General features: G+C 71.3%; 15 protein-coding genes and 2 pseudogenes. 9 read left to right on the top strand and 8 right to left on the bottom strand.

Features of this window, described 5'->3' with window-relative positions:
* Nucleotides 1-50: 50 nt before the first annotated feature.
* Nucleotides 51-1,211 carry an FAD-dependent oxidoreductase gene (locus tag C2865_RS02455; RefSeq protein ID WP_106396617.1) on the top strand — a complete coding sequence of 387 codons (1,161 nt, stop codon included), beginning with the start codon at nt 51-53 and terminating at the stop codon, nt 1,209-1,211.
* Here the strand turns inward: C2865_RS02455 and ggt are convergent.
* On the bottom strand, nt 1,198-2,988 hold the full coding sequence (ggt, locus tag C2865_RS02450) for a gamma-glutamyltransferase (protein ID WP_106396616.1): 1,791 nt from the start codon (nt 2,986-2,988) through the stop codon (nt 1,198-1,200). The two genes, C2865_RS02455 and ggt, sit on opposite strands and share 14 nt — an antisense overlap.
* 138 nt (nt 2,989-3,126) lie before the next feature.
* On the opposite strand from ggt, the pseudogene C2865_RS02445 reads away from it, so the two are divergent.
* Nucleotides 3,127-3,378: pseudogene (locus C2865_RS02445) on the top strand (permease-like cell division protein FtsX); the annotation flags it as partial.
* 18 nt (nt 3,379-3,396) lie between these two features.
* Here C2865_RS02445 and C2865_RS02440 read toward each other — a convergent pair.
* Both C2865_RS02440 and C2865_RS02435 read right to left on the bottom strand, forming a co-directional pair.
* Complete coding sequence (locus C2865_RS02440) at nt 3,397-4,053, bottom strand: response regulator (RefSeq protein ID WP_106396614.1); 657 nt, start codon at nt 4,051-4,053, stop codon at nt 3,397-3,399.
* A complete protein-coding gene (locus C2865_RS02435) occupies nt 4,050-5,114 on the bottom strand; it encodes a sensor histidine kinase (RefSeq protein ID WP_198652830.1) in 1,065 nt (354 codons plus the stop codon). The genes C2865_RS02440 and C2865_RS02435 overlap by 4 nt, the downstream gene beginning before the upstream one ends.
* Nucleotides 5,115-5,226: 112 nt before the next feature.
* On the opposite strand from C2865_RS02435, the pseudogene C2865_RS02430 reads away from it, so the two are divergent.
* The 3 genes and pseudogenes from C2865_RS02430 to C2865_RS02420 all read left to right on the top strand — a co-directional run.
* A pseudogene (locus C2865_RS02430) lies at nt 5,227-5,874 on the top strand (ABC transporter ATP-binding protein); the annotation flags it as partial.
* Between the two features lie 59 nt (nt 5,875-5,933).
* A complete protein-coding gene (locus tag C2865_RS02425; RefSeq protein WP_106396612.1) occupies nt 5,934-6,647 on the top strand; it encodes an ABC transporter permease in 714 nt (237 codons plus the stop codon).
* 34 nt (nt 6,648-6,681) lie between these two features.
* Entirely contained in the window at nt 6,682-7,116 is a 435-nt protein-coding gene (locus C2865_RS02420; RefSeq protein ID WP_106396611.1) for a hypothetical protein, read from the top strand.
* Nucleotides 7,117-7,131: 15 nt separating this feature from the next.
* Here C2865_RS02420 and C2865_RS02415 read toward each other — a convergent pair whose 3' ends face one another.
* From C2865_RS02415 to C2865_RS02400, 4 genes are all read right to left on the bottom strand, one after another.
* On the bottom strand, nt 7,132-8,058 hold the full coding sequence (locus tag C2865_RS02415; protein WP_157963526.1) for a PfkB family carbohydrate kinase: 927 nt from the start codon (nt 8,056-8,058) through the stop codon (nt 7,132-7,134).
* Between the two features lie 139 nt (nt 8,059-8,197).
* Complete coding sequence (locus tag C2865_RS02410) at nt 8,198-8,971, bottom strand: ABC transporter permease (protein WP_106396609.1); 774 nt, start codon at nt 8,969-8,971, stop codon at nt 8,198-8,200.
* Nucleotides 8,968-9,906 (bottom strand): ATP-binding cassette domain-containing protein, encoded by a 939-nt coding sequence (locus C2865_RS02405; protein WP_106396608.1) that lies wholly within the window; start codon nt 9,904-9,906, stop codon nt 8,968-8,970. The genes C2865_RS02410 and C2865_RS02405 overlap by 4 nt, the downstream gene beginning before the upstream one ends.
* 28 nt (nt 9,907-9,934) lie before the next feature.
* On the bottom strand, nt 9,935-10,594 hold the full coding sequence (locus C2865_RS02400; RefSeq protein ID WP_106396607.1) for a DUF4097 family beta strand repeat-containing protein: 660 nt from the start codon (nt 10,592-10,594) through the stop codon (nt 9,935-9,937).
* 221 nt (nt 10,595-10,815) lie between these two features.
* Here C2865_RS02400 and C2865_RS02395 point away from each other — a divergent pair, with 221 nt between their 5' ends.
* Entirely contained in the window at nt 10,816-11,571 is a 756-nt protein-coding gene (locus tag C2865_RS02395) for a helix-turn-helix domain-containing protein (RefSeq protein WP_106396606.1), read from the top strand.
* Between the two features lie 188 nt (nt 11,572-11,759).
* Here the strand turns inward: C2865_RS02395 and C2865_RS02390 are convergent, their stop codons facing one another.
* Nucleotides 11,760-11,948 (bottom strand): hypothetical protein, encoded by a 189-nt coding sequence (locus tag C2865_RS02390; protein WP_106396605.1) that lies wholly within the window; start codon nt 11,946-11,948, stop codon nt 11,760-11,762.
* Between the two features lie 733 nt (nt 11,949-12,681).
* On the opposite strand from C2865_RS02390, the gene C2865_RS02385 reads away from it, so the two are divergent.
* Genes C2865_RS02385 through C2865_RS02375 form a run of 3 tightly spaced genes read left to right on the top strand, consistent with a single transcriptional unit; the run spans nt 12,682 to nt 16,336 of the window.
* The gene (locus C2865_RS02385; RefSeq protein ID WP_106396604.1) at nt 12,682-14,223 is read left to right on the top strand and encodes a pyridoxal phosphate-dependent decarboxylase family protein; all 1,542 of its coding nucleotides are present in this window, start codon (nt 12,682-12,684) and stop codon (nt 14,221-14,223) included.
* Nucleotides 14,220-15,764: a phenylacetate--CoA ligase family protein gene (locus tag C2865_RS02380; RefSeq protein WP_106396603.1), complete on the top strand. Its 1,545-nt coding sequence runs from the start codon at nt 14,220-14,222 to the stop codon at nt 15,762-15,764. The genes C2865_RS02385 and C2865_RS02380 overlap by 4 nt, the downstream gene beginning before the upstream one ends.
* A gap of 41 nt (nt 15,765-15,805) precedes the next feature.
* Nucleotides 15,806-16,336, top strand: coding sequence for a hypothetical protein (locus tag C2865_RS02375; protein WP_106396602.1), 531 nt, complete (start codon nt 15,806-15,808; stop codon nt 16,334-16,336).
* The last annotated feature ends 1 nt before the right edge of the window (nt 16,337 follow it).

Raw genomic sequence — 16,337 nt, 5'->3', positions numbered from 1 at the left:
ATCCCCAGGAAACGAAGATCATCTAGGGGTGGTCGACGGAGGGGGACGGCATGCCGGTCGACGTCGTGGTCATCGGAGGCGGCATCGGGGGCCTCGCCAACGCCTGCGCCCTGTCCGGAGCCGGTTACTCCGTCCGGGTACTGGAGCGCGCGCCCGAGTTCGGGGAGATCGGCGCGGGCCTGCAGATGGCGCCCAACGCCACCCGGGTCCTCCGGGAGTGGGGACTGCTCGACGAGGTCCTCGGGCGGGGCGTCTCACCTCGCCGGCTGGTCCTCCGGGACGCCGTCGACGAAGAGGAGCTGACCCGCCTGGAGTTCGACGGCGAGTTCACCGGGCGCTACAAGGCCCCCTACGTCGTCATCCACCGCAGCGACCTGCTCGACGTCCTGGTCCGCGCCTGCGTCCGCGCCGGTGCCGAACTGGTTCCCGGCTGCGAGGTCCACGACGCCGCGACCACCGACGAGGGGGCCGTCGCGTACAGCGGCCTCGGCGAACACCACGCCCGGCTCGTGGTCGTCGCGGACGGGCTGCGTTCGCGGCTGCGCGCCAGATTCAGCGACGACGAGCCGGTCTGCGCCGGCTACGCGGCCTACCGGGGGGCCTTCCCCGTCGAGCAGATCGACCTGGAGCCCGAGGCGCTGGAGACCGTGGTCGGCTACGTCGGCCCCGGCTGCCACCTCATCCAGTACCCCCTGCGCGGCGGACGGATGTTCAACACCGTCGCGGTCTTCAAGTCACCCGCCTACGACAGAGGTGAAGCGGACTGGGGCGGCCCGGAAGAACTGGAGGCGGCCTTCGCGGACTGCGGCCCGAAAGTCCGCGCAGGCCTGAAATCCCTGAGCCTCACCCGCCGCTGGCCGATGTACGACCGCCTGCCGATCCCCAACTGGACCGAAGGCCGCCTCGTCCTGACCGGCGACGCCGCCCATCCGATGCTGCAATACCTGGCCCAGGGCGCCTGCCAGGCGATCGAAGACGCCCACTGCCTGGCCACCGAGCTGGCCGCCGACCCGGATTGGTCCGTGGCCTTGAAGCGTTACGAGGCCGCCCGCACCGCCCGTACCGCCCACGTTCAGACCACCTCCCGCCTGTGGGGCGAGATCTGGCACATCGACGGCGTCGGCCGGTTGCTGCGCAACGCGCTCTTCCGGCAGCGCGCCTTGCACGACTACACCCACGTCGACTGGCTCTACGGCTTCAACGAGTCCTGACCACCATGGCGCTGCCACCGTGACGGCGGGTGGGTTCGGCCACGGCCTGGACGAGGTGCGGCCGCAGGAACTCCAGGGCGGTGGCGGCGCCGATGACCGGCGGCGGGCCTGGGAAGAGCTCCAGGGTCTGGCCCTTGGCGGTCAGCGCGGACTTGTAGCGGTCGAGGAACGCCTGCTCGGCGAGGGTCGCGGCGGTGTTGCGCTGGGTGGCGCGCGGCGCGGCGACCGCTTCGGGGAGGTCCATGCCGAGGTGGAGGCGGTTCAGCAGGATCTGCAGGACGGTCGTGATGATGGTCGAACCGCCGGGGGAGCCCAGAGCGAGGAAGGGCTTGCCGTCCTTCAGGACGATCGTGGGCGCCATGCTGCTGCGCGGACGCTTGTTCGGGCCCGCGGTGTTCGGGTCGCCTTCGGCGGGGGTGAGGCTGAAGTCCGTCAGCTCGTTGTTGAGGATGAAGCCCCGGTCGGGAACGGTCAGGCCGCTGCCGCCGAACTGCTCGATGGTCAACGTGTACGCGACGACGTTGCCCCACTTGTCGGAGACGACGAGGTTGGTGGTCTGCGGGCCTTCGTAGGACAGCGGCCGTCCGTCCTCGGAGGCCCTGGGGCACTTCTCGTATGAGCCGTCAGGCGAACCCGCGGCGACCGGGGCCTTCAACGCGGTGTCGGCTTTCACGAGACAGGAGCGTTCTTTGGCGTACTTGTCGGAGAGGAGCTCCGTCAACGGCACTTCGGGAACGTCGCCTACGTAGGCGCCTCGGTCGGCGTAGGCGAGCTTGGACGCCTCCAGGTAGTAGTGCAACGCCTGCACGGGATCGCGCTTGGAGAGCGGGAAGCGTTCCAGGATGTTCAGCGCCTCGCCGACGGTGGACCCACCGGACGACGGCGGAGCCATTCCGTAGACCTCCAGGCCCCGGTAATCGACACGCGTAGGAGCCCGGAAAGGCGCCTTGTACGCGGCGAGGTCGGCGGCCTCCATGAGCCCCGGCCGGACCTTGCGCGTCGCTCCATCCGTCACCGGCGGTTTCTGCACCGTCTGGACGATCTCCTTGGCCAGTTCGCCTTCGTAGAACCAGTCGACTCCGCGGTCGGCTATCTCCCGGTAGGTGGCGGCCAGATCAGGGTTGCGGAAGACCGTCCCCACCGCGGGCGGAGCCCCGCCGGGCAGGAACAACTCCTTCGTAGGCGTGATGTCGGCGAACCGTTCGGCATTGAGCGCGGTCTGGTCGTAGAACTCCTGGTCGACCCGGAATCCGTCCTCCGCGAGCTTGATGGCCGGCTCAAGCAGCTTGCTCAGCTTCTGCGTGCCGTGCCGCCGCAACGCCTGATCCCACTGCGCGAGCGTTCCCGGCACTCCCACGGACAACCCGCTGGTCACCGCTTCGGCGAACGGAATCGCCTTTCCCGTCTCCGGATCGACGAACGAGTCCGCCCGCATGGCGGCAGGCGCCGTCTCCCGCCCGTCGATGGTGTGCACCTTGCGGGTCCGCGCGTCGTAGTAGACGAAGAACCCGCCCCCACCGAGCGCAGCGACATACGGCTCCGTCACCCCGAGCGCCGCAGCGGACGCCACCGCGGCGTCCACCGCGTTGCCGCCCCGCTTGAGCACATCGACAGCGACCTTGCTGGCATCGGCATCGACCGTCGACACCGCTCCGCCGGTCCCCGTGGCCACCGCCCGCGCCCCGGGCTCCGCCCCGGCCCCCGGCGCCACCAGCACCGAGCCCACCAGCAGAGGAACCGCCACCAGCGCCACTCCGGCCACCAGCCGACCCGCCATGCGAACCCTCCCCATTCAGTCGAGAGAGTTCCACACTGACATTTTCTCGACCAATGACCACCTACCCGACCACTCCCGGCCGCACACCCGCCCCGTTCTCCTCCCCCACCCGAGCAACCCCGACCCCGCCAGCGCCAGGCCGTCGCCGAGCGCCTGCGGTCCCTTCCCGAAGTCCGAAGCGTGGTCTACGAGTCGCAGGCGGAGGCCTACGACCGCTTCCGGGAGCTCTTCGGGAACACTCCGGGCTTCGTCGCGGGGACGGACCCCGGCGACGTCCCCGACTCCTTCCGCGTAGAGGCCGCGCCGGATTCCGTGTCGGCGATCGACGCGGCGTTGGACGGGCTTTCGGGGATCGACCGGGTCGTCGCCGAACCGGTCAGAACCCCGTGACGGCCTTTCCGTGCGGAGTCAGCGGGGGCGGGTCGTGACGAGGCCGGTCTCGTAGGCGGCGATGACGAGTTGGGCGCGGTCGCGGGCGTGGAGTTTGGCCAGCAGGCGGCCGATGTGCGTCTTGATCGTCGCGGGGCTCAGGGTCAGGTGGCCGGCCAGTTCGGCGTTGGACAGGCCGCGGGCGATGAGCGTGAGAACCTCCCGTTCGCGGCCGGTCAGCCCCTCCAGGCCGCGGGCCGCCGGGGCGGACGGCGGGCGGCGCGCGAACTCGGCGACCAGGCGCCGGGTCACCGACGGGGCCAGGAGGGCGTCGCCCGAGGCGACGACCTGGATCGCCTCCAGGAGCCGGGGCGGCGGTGTGTCCTTGAGGAGGAAGCCGCTGGCGCCCGCCCGGAGCGCCGCGTAGACGTACTCGTCCAGGTCGAAGGTGGTGAGGATCAGGATCCGGGTGGCGGGCAGGGCCGCGGTGACGCGCCGGGTCGCCTCGATGCCGTCCATCTCGGGCATGCGGATGTCCATGAGCACCACGTCGGGTCGCTCCGAGGCGGCGAGTTCGACGGCCTCGGCTCCCGTGGCGGCCTCGCCGACCACCTCCATCCCCGGCGAGGTCTCCACGAGCAGCCGGAAGCTCCCGCGCAGCAGGGCCTGGTCGTCGGCGACGAGAACGCGGATCACCGGGCCGCCCCGAGGGGCAGGCGGGCCGAGACCGCGAAGCCGCCTTCGGGGCGCGGGCCCGCGGAGAACTCGCCGTCGTACATGTGCACCCTTTCGCGGATGCCGGTGAGGCCGTGCCCCGGCACGTGGCCGTGCGCTCCGGGTCCGTCGTCGACGACCGTGATCCGCAGGTCGCGCGTGACGGTGACCTCGCAGGTCGCCGGTGCCGCGTGCTTGATCACATTGGTGATCGACTCCTGGACGATCCGGTAGACGGCGAGCTCCAGACCGGGGGAGAGCGGCGGCAGGTCGGCGACGTCCAGCCGCACCTCCACTCCCGCCGAGGCGGCCCGGTCGGCGAGGGCGCCGAGGTCCGCGAGGCGCGGTGCCGGGGCGAGGTCGGCCGGAGCCCGCAGGACGCCCAGCGTGGCGCGCATCTCGGCCAGCGCCCTGCGGCCCGTCTCCTCGATGAGCCCGAGAGCCTTCCCGGCCTCCGAAGGGCGCGCCTCGGCCACGTGCGCGGCGATCGAGGCCTGCACCGTGATGACGTTCAGGCTGTGCGCGACGATGTCGTGCATCTCGCGGGAGATGCGGAGCCGTTCCTCCGCGACGGCCTGTTCGGCGAGCTGCGCCGCCGCCCTGGCGGCGAACGCCCGCTTCTCCCGGAGGTAGAAGCCGATCGCCCAGGGCGCGGCGACGGCGAGCAGGACGAGCGGCCACGGGCCGATCCGCCCGGTGAGGAACGCCGCGGCGGCCAGGGCCGCGGCCAACGGCTCCCAGCGCCCGGAGAGCGCGGCGGTGTAGAGGACCGCGGCCAGGCAGGCGTAGGGCGCGGGAGCCGCGTAATCGGGGATCATCTGCGCCGCGAAGGCGGTGGTCGCGGCGCAGACGACGACCGTGCACGCGATCAGCGGCCGGTGCCGCCGGAAGGCCACGGGCGCGCCGAGCGCGACCGCCAGGGCCAGGGAGACTGCCACCGGTTCGGGCGCGGGCGGTTCCCGGACGGCAAGGAAGGCGGAGCAGACCAGGACCGCCGCGGCCACGGCGTCGACCGCCACGAGGCGGCGTGGGGTGAGGAGCACGCCTTCGAAGGTAGTCCGGACGGCCGGGCGCCGGATCAGACCGTGGTCCGACTTGCGGGTTCAGCCCTGGCTCCGATCCGCCGAGGCCCCCCGCCGGGGAAGTCTGTGCCGCGTGATCGAAGTGAACGAACTGACCAAACGGTACGGCGCCGCGCTCGCCGTCGACCGGCTGTCCTTCCAGGTGGCTCCGGGCCGGGTCACCGGCTTCCTCGGCCCCAACGGCTCGGGAAAGTCCACGACCATGCGAGCCGTCGTCGGCCTGGACGCCCCCACCTCGGGCGAGGCCCTGGTCAACGGCCGGCCCTACGCCTCCTCGCCCCGCCCGATGCACGAGGTCGGCGCCCTGCTCGACGCGGGAGCCGTCCACGGCGGGCGCCGGGCGTTCGACCACCTGCGCTGCCTGGCCAGGAGCAACGGCATCGGGACGGCCAGGGTGGAACGGGTACTGGAGCTGACGGGCCTCGGCGGCGTGGCCGGGAAGCGGATCAAGGGCTTCTCGCTCGGGATGCGGCAGCGCCTCGGGGTGGCCGCGGCGCTCCTCGGCGACCCCGGGGTCCTGATCTTCGACGAGCCGGTCAACGGCCTCGACCCCGACGGCGTCCGCTGGATCCGCGACCTCGTGCGCGGGCTGGCCGCCGAGGGCCGCACGGTCCTGATGTCCAGCCATCTGATCAGCGAGCTCGCCCTCACCGCCGACCACATCGTGGTCATCGGCCGGGGCCGCCTGATCGCCGACGCGCCCGTCACCGACCTGGCCGGGCGCTTCGGCTCTCTCGAAGCGGCATACCTGCACCTGACCGGCACCGAAGTGGAGTACCGATGACCGACGTGATCGCCTCGGAGTGGCTGAAGCTCCGCACGCTCCGCTCGACCTTCGCCCTCCTGGCCGCCGCGGCCGCGGTCCTCGTCCCCGCGGCGCTGATCTCCGCGCTCATGGTCGCCGACTGGGACGCCTCCCCGCCCGAGGAGCAGGCGGTCTTCGCCAGCGCCGACCCCGGCGTCCTGGTCCTGCCGTTCGCCCAGTTCTGCCTGGCCGCCCTGGGCGCACTCGTGATCACGGGCGAACACGCCACCGGCATGATCCGCACGAGCGCCGTGGCCGTCCCCGACCGCAGGGTCCTCTTCCTGGCCAAGGCCGCGGTCACCGCCGCCGCGGCCTTCGCGGCGGGCCTGTCCATCGCCCTGGCCACCCTGGCCGCCGGCTCTCTCATCACCGGCGACCGCCCCGCCCCCATAGCGTCGACGGCGACCCCCGCCGACGCCCTGCTCCAGGGCCTCCTCCTGGCGACGACCGCCCTGGTCGGCCTGGGCCTGGGCGCCCTGATCCGCGCCACGGCGGGCGCCTTCACGGCCCTGGCAGCACTGATCTTCGTCCTCCCGTCCCTGGTGTCCTTCCTCCCCTGGGACATTTCCCCCTATCTACTCCCGAACCTCGCCGCGCTGCCCGCCCTCCCGGCGGTCGCCGCCATGACGGCCTACGCCGCCGCGGCCCTGACCGCCGGGGTCGCCGCGACCCTTTACAGAGACATTTGAGGCGGAAGTGACAACCGGGGGTAAGAAACCCCCTATGAGAACACTGCTGATCGCGGGCCTCACGACGGCCGCGCTGCTGGCTCCGGCGGGTACCGCCGCGGCGCAGTCCGTCCCGTCCTCCGACGCCATCAAGCTGAAGGCCTCGAAGGAGCTCAAGAAGCGGCTCGCCGACACCTACTACACGTCCTACGCCCATCGGCTGGCCTGCGCCGAGCGCTCGAAGGTCGTCGGACCCGAAGATCTCCACTACGGCAAGATCGTCGCCAAGGGGGAGCCCGCCGTCTACTGGGCCCTCGGGGACATCCGGCTGAGCTGCAATCCCGGCAGCGCACAGGACGGACCGCACATCTGGCGGAAGAAGGGCGCCGCAGGCCACTGGGTCTACCGGGGCGACACCGGCGGCAGCCTCTGCGTCGAAGTCCCGAGGAAGATGCTGAAGGCCTGGGGCCTCGGCTGTACTCCCACCTGATCCGCGATCCGTTCGTCACGGGTCCGAGGAGAGCAGGGCGTCGATCTCGCGGGCGGTCGGCAGCGACGGCAGCGCGCCCAGGGCGGTGGTGGCCAGGGCCGAGGCCGCCGCCGCGCGCCGGGCGGCTCGGCGGTGCGGGGCGCGCCGGGAGAGCTCGAGGGCGAATGTGCCGGTGAAGGCGTCTCCCGCGCCGGTCGGGTCGACCACGGGCATCTTCCGGCGCGGGAGCCGCAGTTCGTCCTCGTGCCAGACGGCGAGGTCGCCTTCCGCACCGGCCTGGAAGACCACGGTCGACGGGCCTCGGCGCCGGGCCAGGCCCGCCGCGTGGCGGGCGCCGTCCCAGCCGTCCGGGGAGACGCCGGTGAGCCGCTCCGCCTCGTCGGCGTTGGCGCGGACGACCGTGGCCAGCGCCAGCAGGTCCGGGGCGACGGGCTGGACGGGCGCGGGGTCCAGCAAGCGCGGGACACCGGCGCTCTTCGCGTGTTCGAAGGCCGCCTGCACGGCGGGTTGCGGCACTTCCAGCTGGGCCGCCACCATCCCCGCGGACGCCAGCGCGGCGGCCGCGGCCAGCACGTGCTCGGGTCGCAGTTGCGCGTTGGCGCCCCGCCGCACGACGCGCAGGCTCTCGTCCCCCCGCCGGACGACCATGAAGACCCGCCCGGTGGGCGTGTCCTCGTCCCGCGAGACATACCTGGTATCGACGCCCGCACCGGCCAGCCCGTCCAGGACCTCGTCCCCGGCGGCGTCCGCGCCCACCCGCCCGACCAGCGCCACCCGTCCGCCCTGACGAGCCGCGCAGACCGCCGTCATGGCGCCCTTGCCGCCCGGCCCCGTCCACTCCTCCCGCGCCGGCACGTCCCGTCCCGGCCGCAGCGGCTCCGTCACCAGAAGGCTGACGTCGACCCCGATCCCGCCGACGACCACCACGTCGTACCCCGTCACCGCCCGCTCCCTCCGCAGGGTGGAACCCTGACCTACCCGCGTCCGGGCGCGCCCACCGCGCTCCGCGGAAAGTCCGCGGGTGAAAAGGCTCAGGGCCGTCGGACCCGTGGTCCGACGGCCCTGTCCGGCCGGTTCATGGTCACGCCTTGTTGAAGGTGTTCTTGGCCCAGAGGTAGGAGACGGCGGCGATGCCGACGCACCAGGCGGTGGCGATGGCGGCGCTGCTGCCGATCGGGGTGCCCAGGAGGAGGCCGCGGACGGTCTCCATGATCGGGGTGAAGGGCTGGTATTCGGCGAACCAGCGCAGGACGGTGGGCATGGAGTCGGTGGGGACGAAGCCGCTGCCGAGGAAGGGCAGCAGGATCAGGGGCATCGGCGCGTTGCTGGCTGCCTCGGGGGTCGGGGACTTCATGCCCAGGGCGACCGACAGCCAGGTGATGGCCACGACGAACAGGGTGAGCAGGCCGGTGGCGGCCAGCCACTCCACGGCGGTGGCGTTCGGGCTGAAGCCGATGGCCAGCGCGACGCCGATCAGGACGGCCATGCCGAGGAGCTGCTGGATCACGGCGCCGACGACGTGCCCGGTGAGGACCGAGGCCCGCCAGATCCGCATGGTCCGGAAGCGGGCGATGATGCCCTCGGTCATGTCGGTGGCGACCATGACGGCGGTTCCGGTCGCGGCCGTGGCCACCGCCATGAGAAGGATGCCCGGGACGACGTAGTTGACGTAGACGTCGCGGCCGCCACCGAGGCCGGCACCGAGGGTGCCGCCGAAGACGTAGACGAACAGGAGCAGGAGGACGACGGGCGTGATGACCAGCTGCACGGTCATGGACGGGTAGCGGAGCAGGCCCTTGAGCTGGCGCCGGATCATGGTGGAGGAGTCGCGCACGGCGAGGGTGAGGGTGCTCATCGGAGGGTCTCCTTCTGCTGGCCGGTGAGGGTGAGGAAAACGTCGTCGAGATCGGGGGTGTGGACGTTCATCTCGGTCGGGTCCACCGAGTGCTCGTCGAGGAGGGAGAGCAGTTCGCGGATCGCGCGGACGCTGCCGTCGCTCGGCAGCTGCAGGGTGAGCGCCTCGGGGTCGGCGACCCCCGTGCCGAGGAGGCGGCGGGCGGCGTCGAGCAGGTGCGCGTCGGCGAAGGTGAGCTCGATGTGGCCGCCGGGGATGAGCCGCTTGAGCTCTTCGGCGGTGCCTTCGGCGATCAGCCGCCCGTGGTCGAGCAGGGCGATGCGGTCGGCGAGCTCGTCGGCCTCCTCCAGGTACTGGGTGGTGAGGAAGATGGTGACGCCGTCCGCGACGAGTTCACGCACGATCTGCCACATGGAGCGGCGGCTGCGCGGGTCGAGCCCGGTGGTGGGCTCGTCCAGGAAGATCAGGCGGGGGTCGCCGACCAGCGTCATCGCCAGGTCCAGCCTGCGCTGCATGCCGCCGGAGTAGGTGCCCGCCGGCTTGCGCCCCGCCTCGACCAGGTCGAAGCGCTCGAGCAGCTCGGCGGCCTTGCGCCTGCCCTCCCCGCGCGGCAGGTGCTTGAGATCGGCCATGAGGAGCAGGTTCTCCTCGCCGGTGAGCAGCTTGTCGACCGCCGAGTACTGCCCGGTGACGCCGATCGCGCCGCGCACGTCGTCCGGACGGCGGGCCAGGTCGTGACCGGCGACCTGGACGGTGCCGCCGTCGGCCCGGGTCAGGGTGGACAGGATCTGGACGGTGGTGGTCTTGCCCGCCCCGTTGGGACCGAGCAGGGAGAAGATCGTTCCCTCGGGGACGGTCAGGTCGACGCCGTCGAGCACGACCTTGTCGCCGTAGGACTTGCGCAGCCCGTTCGCCGCGATGGCCAGGTTCGTCATGGGGGGCTCCTCAGAGGGGGGTTGCGGGTCAGAGGCTGCGGGCGGTGATGTCGCCCTGGGTGGTGGTGGCGCGGATGTCGAGCCGGGCGGTGCCGTCGTTCCGCAGGGCGTTGCTGACGCGGCCGTAGGAGGTCCCGGCGTCCAGGGAGGCCGAGACACCGGCGGCGGCGCTGACCGAGATGTCGCCGGACTGGGTGCTGAGCACGACCTTGCCGCCCATGGCCTCGGCGATCCGGATGTCGCCCCGGAGGGTGCTGATCTCCGAGGGGCCGCCCAGCCGGCCGACCTCCACGTCGCCGTCGAGCGCGGTGAGGCGGACGCTCGCCGCCTCGTCCACCTTGATCCGGCGGTAGGCGCCCTCGAAGGCGACGTCGCCGAGCCGGCCGACGACCCGGAACTCGGCGCCGGCCGCCTTCGCCTCGACACGGGAGCCGGCGGGCAGCCGGACCGTCACCTCGACGGATCCGGACGGGCCGAGGTACTGGTTCTTCACCGGGGTCGCGATCCGCAGGACGCCGTCGGCGTATTCGACCGTGGTCTGCTCCGCGGCCTTCACATCACGGCCCCGGGAGGCGTCGGCGGGACGGACCTCGACCGTGGTGTCCGCCCGGTCGGCGGCGATGAGCTGGATGCGCCCGGCGGGGATGTCCAGGACGGTGGAGATCGGGGCGGGGGTGGGGAACTGCATCGTGGCCTCCTGTGCCTCGTCGTTTCTGACATCGCAAACGCTACGTTGCTTTCCGAATCTATGCAAGAAGTTCGTTGCGCATACATAGAATCAATGCAGGTCAGAGCCGAAAGATCGTTGCAACGCTTTTGAATTTAACGCAACGGACGTGGTGTGTCTGTTGCAATGTATTGAGAGTGAACGCTATGCTGGGGGCATCGACGAACAGGAAGGGGGCAGCGATGCCGGGAGGCAGGCTCACCCAGCAGGAACGGCAGCAGATCGCGCTGGGGCTGGCCGACGGACTGGCCTACGCGGAGATCGCCAGGCGCCTGGAGCGCCCGACCTCGACGGTCACGCGTGAGGTGATGCGCAACGGCGGCCCCGCCGGCTACCGCGCCGACCTGGCCCACCGCGCCACCGAACGCCGCACCCACCGGCGCAGGAAGGCCGCGCCCCGGGGGGCGCAGGCGCCCGCGCAGGCCCACGGGCGCGACGCCGAGGCCGTGCGCGAGTACGAGGAGACCTACACGACCGTCATGATGCAGTCGGGCATGCCCAAGATGATGTCCCGGGTGATGGCCTGCCTGACCATCACCGACTCGGGCAGCCTCACCGCGTCCGAGCTCGTCGAACACCTGCAGGTCAGCCCGGCGTCCATCTCCAAGGCCATCACGTTCCTCGAGGGCCAGGGCTTCGTCCGCCGGCAGCGCGACGAGCGCCGCCGCGAACGCTACGTCGTCGACGACGACATCTGGTACGAGTCGATGCTCGCCAGCGCCCGCTCCCTCACCCAGGTCGTCGAGACCTCGCGGCAGGGCGTCGGCGTCCTCGGCCCCGGCACCCCGGCCGGCGCCCGCCTGGAGAACGTCGCCCGCTTCCTCGACTTCGTCGCCGAGAGCATGCTCCGCGCTGCGGAACAGGCACGCGACATCCTCCACACCAAACCCGAAGAGCCGCGGAACGATACCACCGACCCGGACCAGCCGCCCCGGTGACCACGCCCCACCGCGACCTCGCGCGCCGGTCCGGGCAGGCGACCACCCTGACCTGAAACCCCTCCAAGGACGCCCCCCGCGAGACCGGACGTCCCCTGCGCCATGCCCTCTCCTGGCCGCCGATCCATGTGCCGTGAGCTTCCGGCCGGTTCACGGCGGCCAGGAGACCCCCGAGGCGGCCGGACGCCTCAGAGCCGGGCGCGCTGCAGGACCCCCGCTTCGGTGAGGCCGACGCCAGCGGCGTAGAACTCACCGGTGCTGAGACGGCCCACACGATCGGCGCGTCCGCCGCGGGCCTTGGTGAGCCCCTTGACCCCATCGATCCGGGTGGGGCTGTTCATCCTGCTGATGAACCGTGCGCCCGATCGGCCCTCCACGAACGCCGCCTGCGAAAGCGGGAATCTCTGCCTTTCGTTAGAGAAATGTCGCCTTCCACGCTTAAACGGGAGACTTCGGTCTCTCTTTTGTGGAGCATTCCCTGGGTTCCGGAAATGGGGTGCCGCCGTGCCCTGGCTGGCGCCGCCGGGTCGGGCGGGGTGCGGGGTGCCGGTGTCCGTCGGCGGGGGGCCGACGTTTCACGTTTCTGTCCGTGTTCGGCGTGACGTTGCCGCGCGTCGGCGCGGCGGAGGTGGATGAAAGGGGCGGGATAGGCGGGGGGCGGCTTTCGTGAATGTTCCCGCCCAGCCTATTTTCCGTCCTCCGCATCCTTTTCGCAGAAGTGCGGTGAATGAAGGAAACGGAACGGCCCGGCCGGTGCTTAGCAGAGGGCGGTCGGGCGGGGGAATCACCTCTCCGGTGCGTGTGGAGTGAGAGTCTCAGTGACCTTGAAGGCCGAAAAGGGCGGTCGGCTGGGTGAATTATTCGCTATGACTATTTTGTCCCAGTGGGTTTTTTCGGGTATGTCGCTGTTCAAGTGATTGGTTCACGCGGGGTGACGATTCTCCGAAACTTCTTTGCGGTCAGCCCATTTGACTGCGCGTCCACACCCGGTCACGGGCATGTCGGGACCGGTTCCCGGGTGCCTAGGATTCGACTCGATTCGCATTCCCGTGCACGTGGCCGTTAGGGAGGTCTCCGCCTGTGACGGAATCACTCGCCAGTGTCCAAAAGGTGGCCGGCAATTCGGTGAACGGCGAGGAGCCGAATTCGGTCGACGCGGGTCTGGCCGCGGCCTTCGACTCCGGGGGGTTTCGCCGGACCGCCGAGCAGTGCGCCCTGAGACTGCGGCGGTATCTGGACGATCCCGGCATCAGAGGGCTCGATCTGGTCGAGCCGGCGGTGCTGATGAAGGCGGCCCGGGAGCTGATGACGGCCGAGCGCGAGAACGTCGCCGGTTATGACGAGGGTCGATTCGGGCAAATTATGGACCTTTACCTGAATACTGGTATTCAGGTGCATTCCCCCGGATATATGGGACGGCAGTTCTCCGGCGTGGTACCGCTGGCGGGCCTGGTGGACCTGGTGAGCTCGGTGGCCAACCAGCCGTCGTCGTTCTACGAGGCGGGCCAGCTGCCGAACGTGGCGGAACGGCTCATGGCCGAGGAGCTCAACCGCTTCATCGGCTGGGACCCCGAGCGGTTCGCGATGGTGACGACCTCGGGCGGCTCCATGGCCAACCTCACCGCGCTGCTGGCCGCCCGCAACCGGGCGTTCCCCGGCATCTGGGCCCGCGGCGTCGCGGAGGAGGGCGGCCGGCCGGCCGTCGCGATCAGCGAGGAGGCGCACTACAGCGTGAGCCGGGCGGCCGGCGTGCTGGGCATCGGCGAGGAGCAGATCGTCCGGCTCCCCGTCGACCGGCGCGGCCGCATCCGCGCCGAGGGCGTGGCCCCCGTCCTCGACGCGGCGGAACGGCGCGGCCTGCGGGTGTTCTGCCTGGTCGCCTCCTCGGGCACGACCTCGATGGGCGCGTTCGACCCGCTCGACGAACTGGCGGCCCTGACCCGTTCACGCGGCATCTGGCTGCACGTGGACGGCGCCCACGGCGCGAGCCTGCTGCTGTCGGAACGCCACCGCGACCGGTTGCGCGGCATCGCCGAGGTCGACTCGCTGACCTGGGACGCGCACAAGATGCTGTTCGTGCCGGCCCCGTGCACGCTGCTGTTCTACCGGGACGGCGACGCGGCGCGCGGGGCGTTCCGGCAGCGCGCCAGCTACGTCTTCGACGAGGAGCCGGACGTCTACAGCGCCTTCGACAGCGGCGACAAGAACCTCGAATGCACCAAACGCCCGATGATCATGCCGTTGTGGACGCTCTGGTCGGTGTACGGCCCGGCGCTGTTCACCCGGAAGATCGACCACCTGTGCGCCATGACCGTGCACGCGCACCGGATGCTGGCGGCCGAGCCGGACTTCACCGTCCTGCACGAGCCCGAGGCCAACATCCTGTGCTTCCGCCACGACCCCGGGGGCCTCGGCCGCGAGGCACTGCACGGGTTCCAGCTGGCGATCCGCAACCGCCTGCGCGCCGACGGGCGCTTCTTCATCTCCAAGGTCGACATCGACGGCGTCGCGGCGCTGCGCGTCGTGCTGATGAACCACCGGATCGGCGCGGAACACCTGGCCCAACTCATCAACGAGATCAGAACGACCGGTCGGCGGGTGCTGTGCGAGGACACGGCCCGCGACGACCGGAAGAACGGGAGTCAACGATGACCATGACACTGACGAGCAACGCGTCCGCCGCCGCGGACCTGGCCGCACGGCTGATCCCCGACGAGGAGCTGCAGCCGCGCTCGGCCGCGCAGGTCGCGACCCTGCCCGCCTTCGCCGACAAGCTGGAGGAGTGCGCGCGCCGGGTCGGCGTCCCCTACTGCGAGGCGCCGCACGACGTCCAGGACGCGCTGGTGCTGCGCCGGCTCCAGCAGATCGTCAACACCGTCCTGCTGAACCCGCTGTGGCGGGAGCGCCTGCACTACTTCGGCGTCACCGAGGCGCCCGCCGACCTGGCGGAGTGGGAGCGGATCCCGCTGTCGGACAAGACCGTCCAGCGCGACATGTTCATGGGTGCGCGCGCGGGCATGGTCGTGCCGATCGAGTACGGCGGGTTCGAGGTGGTGGCCAGCGGCGGCACCAGCGACGGCAGGCCGCTGGAGATCGTCTACTCGCTGCGGGAGCTGCGCGACACCTACCGGATCTCCGGCGCGTTCATGGGCGCCTACCAGCTCAGCCGCTATCTGGGCGGCGCCGGCCCCCGCTGGCTGTACACCACGCTGGCCGACTACCAGATGTGGAGCAGCGGGACGATGGTCGGCGGCGTCCTGGCGCAGGTGCCGGGCATCAACTACATCGGGGCGGGCCCGGTCACCGCGCCGGTGCTGGAGCACATGTTCTCCTACCCGGGCTCCAAGGCGCTGATGGGCATCTCCGCGGGCATCGGGTTCCTCAGCGAGCTGGGCGCGGCCATGCCCGCGCCCGCCCGGGAGAGCTTCAAGGTCGCCATGTACGGCAGCGGGCTGATCCCGCAGCGCAAGCAGGAGGAGCTGCGCGCGGTCTACCCGAACGTGTCGATCCTCAGCTACTTCGCCGCCACCCAGGCCGAGTGCATCGGGCTGCAGCTCGACCACGAGAGGCCCGACCACGCCGTGGTCCCCGGCCTGCACCTCGTCGAGATCGTCGACGAGGACGGGCGGGCGGTCGCCGAGGGCGAGGAGGGCGAGCTGGTCGTCACCCGCCTGCACGCCCACGAGGCCCCGCTGCTGCGGCTCAAGCTCGGCGACCGGGTGATCCGCAGGTCGCCCCTGGACGGGCCCGGATTGAGGACCGGGCGGTTCGAGTTCGCCGGGCGCAGCGGCGACACGCTGCACCTCAACGACAGCCAGTACTCGGCGGTGCTCGCCCAGGCGGCGCTGCGCGCCGAACTGCACCGTGTCACCGGCGTCGACCTGGACCGGGTCGCCCTGGACGTCCAGTTCGTCAACCACCGCGGCGACAAGCTCCTCGTCCTGCTGGTGGCGGCCGACGACGCCGAGCGCCTGGCCGAGAAGACCGAGCAGGCCCTCGGTCCCGGCGGCTGGCGCGGCCTGTTCGCCGCGGCGCTGCCGCGCTCGCTCTCGCTGTTCAACGACCGCGAGGCCACCCCGGAGTCGATCGAGCACTCCGGATACGACTTCCGGCTGGCGTTCGTGCCCCGCTCGTCCCAGGAGATCGAGCGGACGTCCGTCGGAAAGGTCCCGCTGGTGCGGGACCGCATGTGATCGCACACCCCCCGCAGTTCCCGATACCGATGGGAGACGCAGTGAAACCGAAAGTCAACATCGTCGTGATGGTGGACGCCGTCGGGGCGTTGTCCGACAGGACCCTGCACGACGGCAACCTCTCGCTGGTCGACGACGGCCAGCTCGGCAGCCGGCACCAGGGTTCGACCGACCTGGTCACCGCGGTCCTCCCGGGCCAGGTCGTCCAGTGGACCGCCATCCACGTGGACGTCCAGACGCCCGTCGAGATCCACAACATCGAGTTCCTCAGCGGGAGCCCGGAGGCCGTGTCGCCGTCCGCGCCGCCGCAGACCGTCACCGACCCCGGGTACGCCGCGCAGCCCGTCTACGGGGCGGGCGCCCCGGCGGCCGCGGAGGCCGCCCACGGGGGAGCGGCCCCCAAGGCGGTCGGCTCCAACGGGATCGAGAACCACGACCTGCTGGTGTGGGAGGGCATCGTGCCCCCCACCATGGCGCCGGGCGTCCCCTACCACTACCGGCTCTCCATCAAGATGCACGACGGCCCCAACAGCGTGCTGCACCTCGACTCGCCCGCGCTGCTGCGCGTGTGAA

Origin of the sequence: Actinocorallia populi, from assembly GCF_002995495.1 — a bacterium.
GTDB lineage: Bacteria > Actinomycetota > Actinomycetes > Streptosporangiales > Streptosporangiaceae > Actinocorallia > Actinocorallia populi.
The sequence above is the reverse complement of the archived record's forward strand: the minus strand, read 5'-3'. Positions and strand labels throughout refer to the sequence as shown.

What these genes read in the sequence shown, in the direction of transcription:
- C2865_RS02455 (WP_106396617.1), top strand. Translation starts at nt 51, where the DNA reads ATGCCGGTCGACGTCGTGGTCATCGGAGGCGGCATCGGGGGCCTCGCC.
- ggt (WP_106396616.1), bottom strand. Translation starts at nt 2,988, where the DNA reads ATGGCGGGTCGGCTGGTGGCCGGAGTGGCGCTGGTGGCGGTTCCTCTG.
- C2865_RS02425 (WP_106396612.1), top strand. Translation starts at nt 5,934, where the DNA reads ATGACCGACGTGATCGCCTCGGAGTGGCTGAAGCTCCGCACGCTCCGC.
- C2865_RS02420 (WP_106396611.1), top strand. Translation starts at nt 6,682, where the DNA reads ATGAGAACACTGCTGATCGCGGGCCTCACGACGGCCGCGCTGCTGGCT.
- C2865_RS02410 (WP_106396609.1), bottom strand. Translation starts at nt 8,971, where the DNA reads ATGAGCACCCTCACCCTCGCCGTGCGCGACTCCTCCACCATGATCCGG.
- C2865_RS02405 (WP_106396608.1), bottom strand. Translation starts at nt 9,906, where the DNA reads ATGACGAACCTGGCCATCGCGGCGAACGGGCTGCGCAAGTCCTACGGC.
- C2865_RS02400 (WP_106396607.1), bottom strand. Translation starts at nt 10,594, where the DNA reads ATGCAGTTCCCCACCCCCGCCCCGATCTCCACCGTCCTGGACATCCCC.
- C2865_RS02395 (WP_106396606.1), top strand. Translation starts at nt 10,816, where the DNA reads ATGCCGGGAGGCAGGCTCACCCAGCAGGAACGGCAGCAGATCGCGCTG.
- C2865_RS02380 (WP_106396603.1), top strand. Translation starts at nt 14,220, where the DNA reads ATGACCATGACACTGACGAGCAACGCGTCCGCCGCCGCGGACCTGGCC.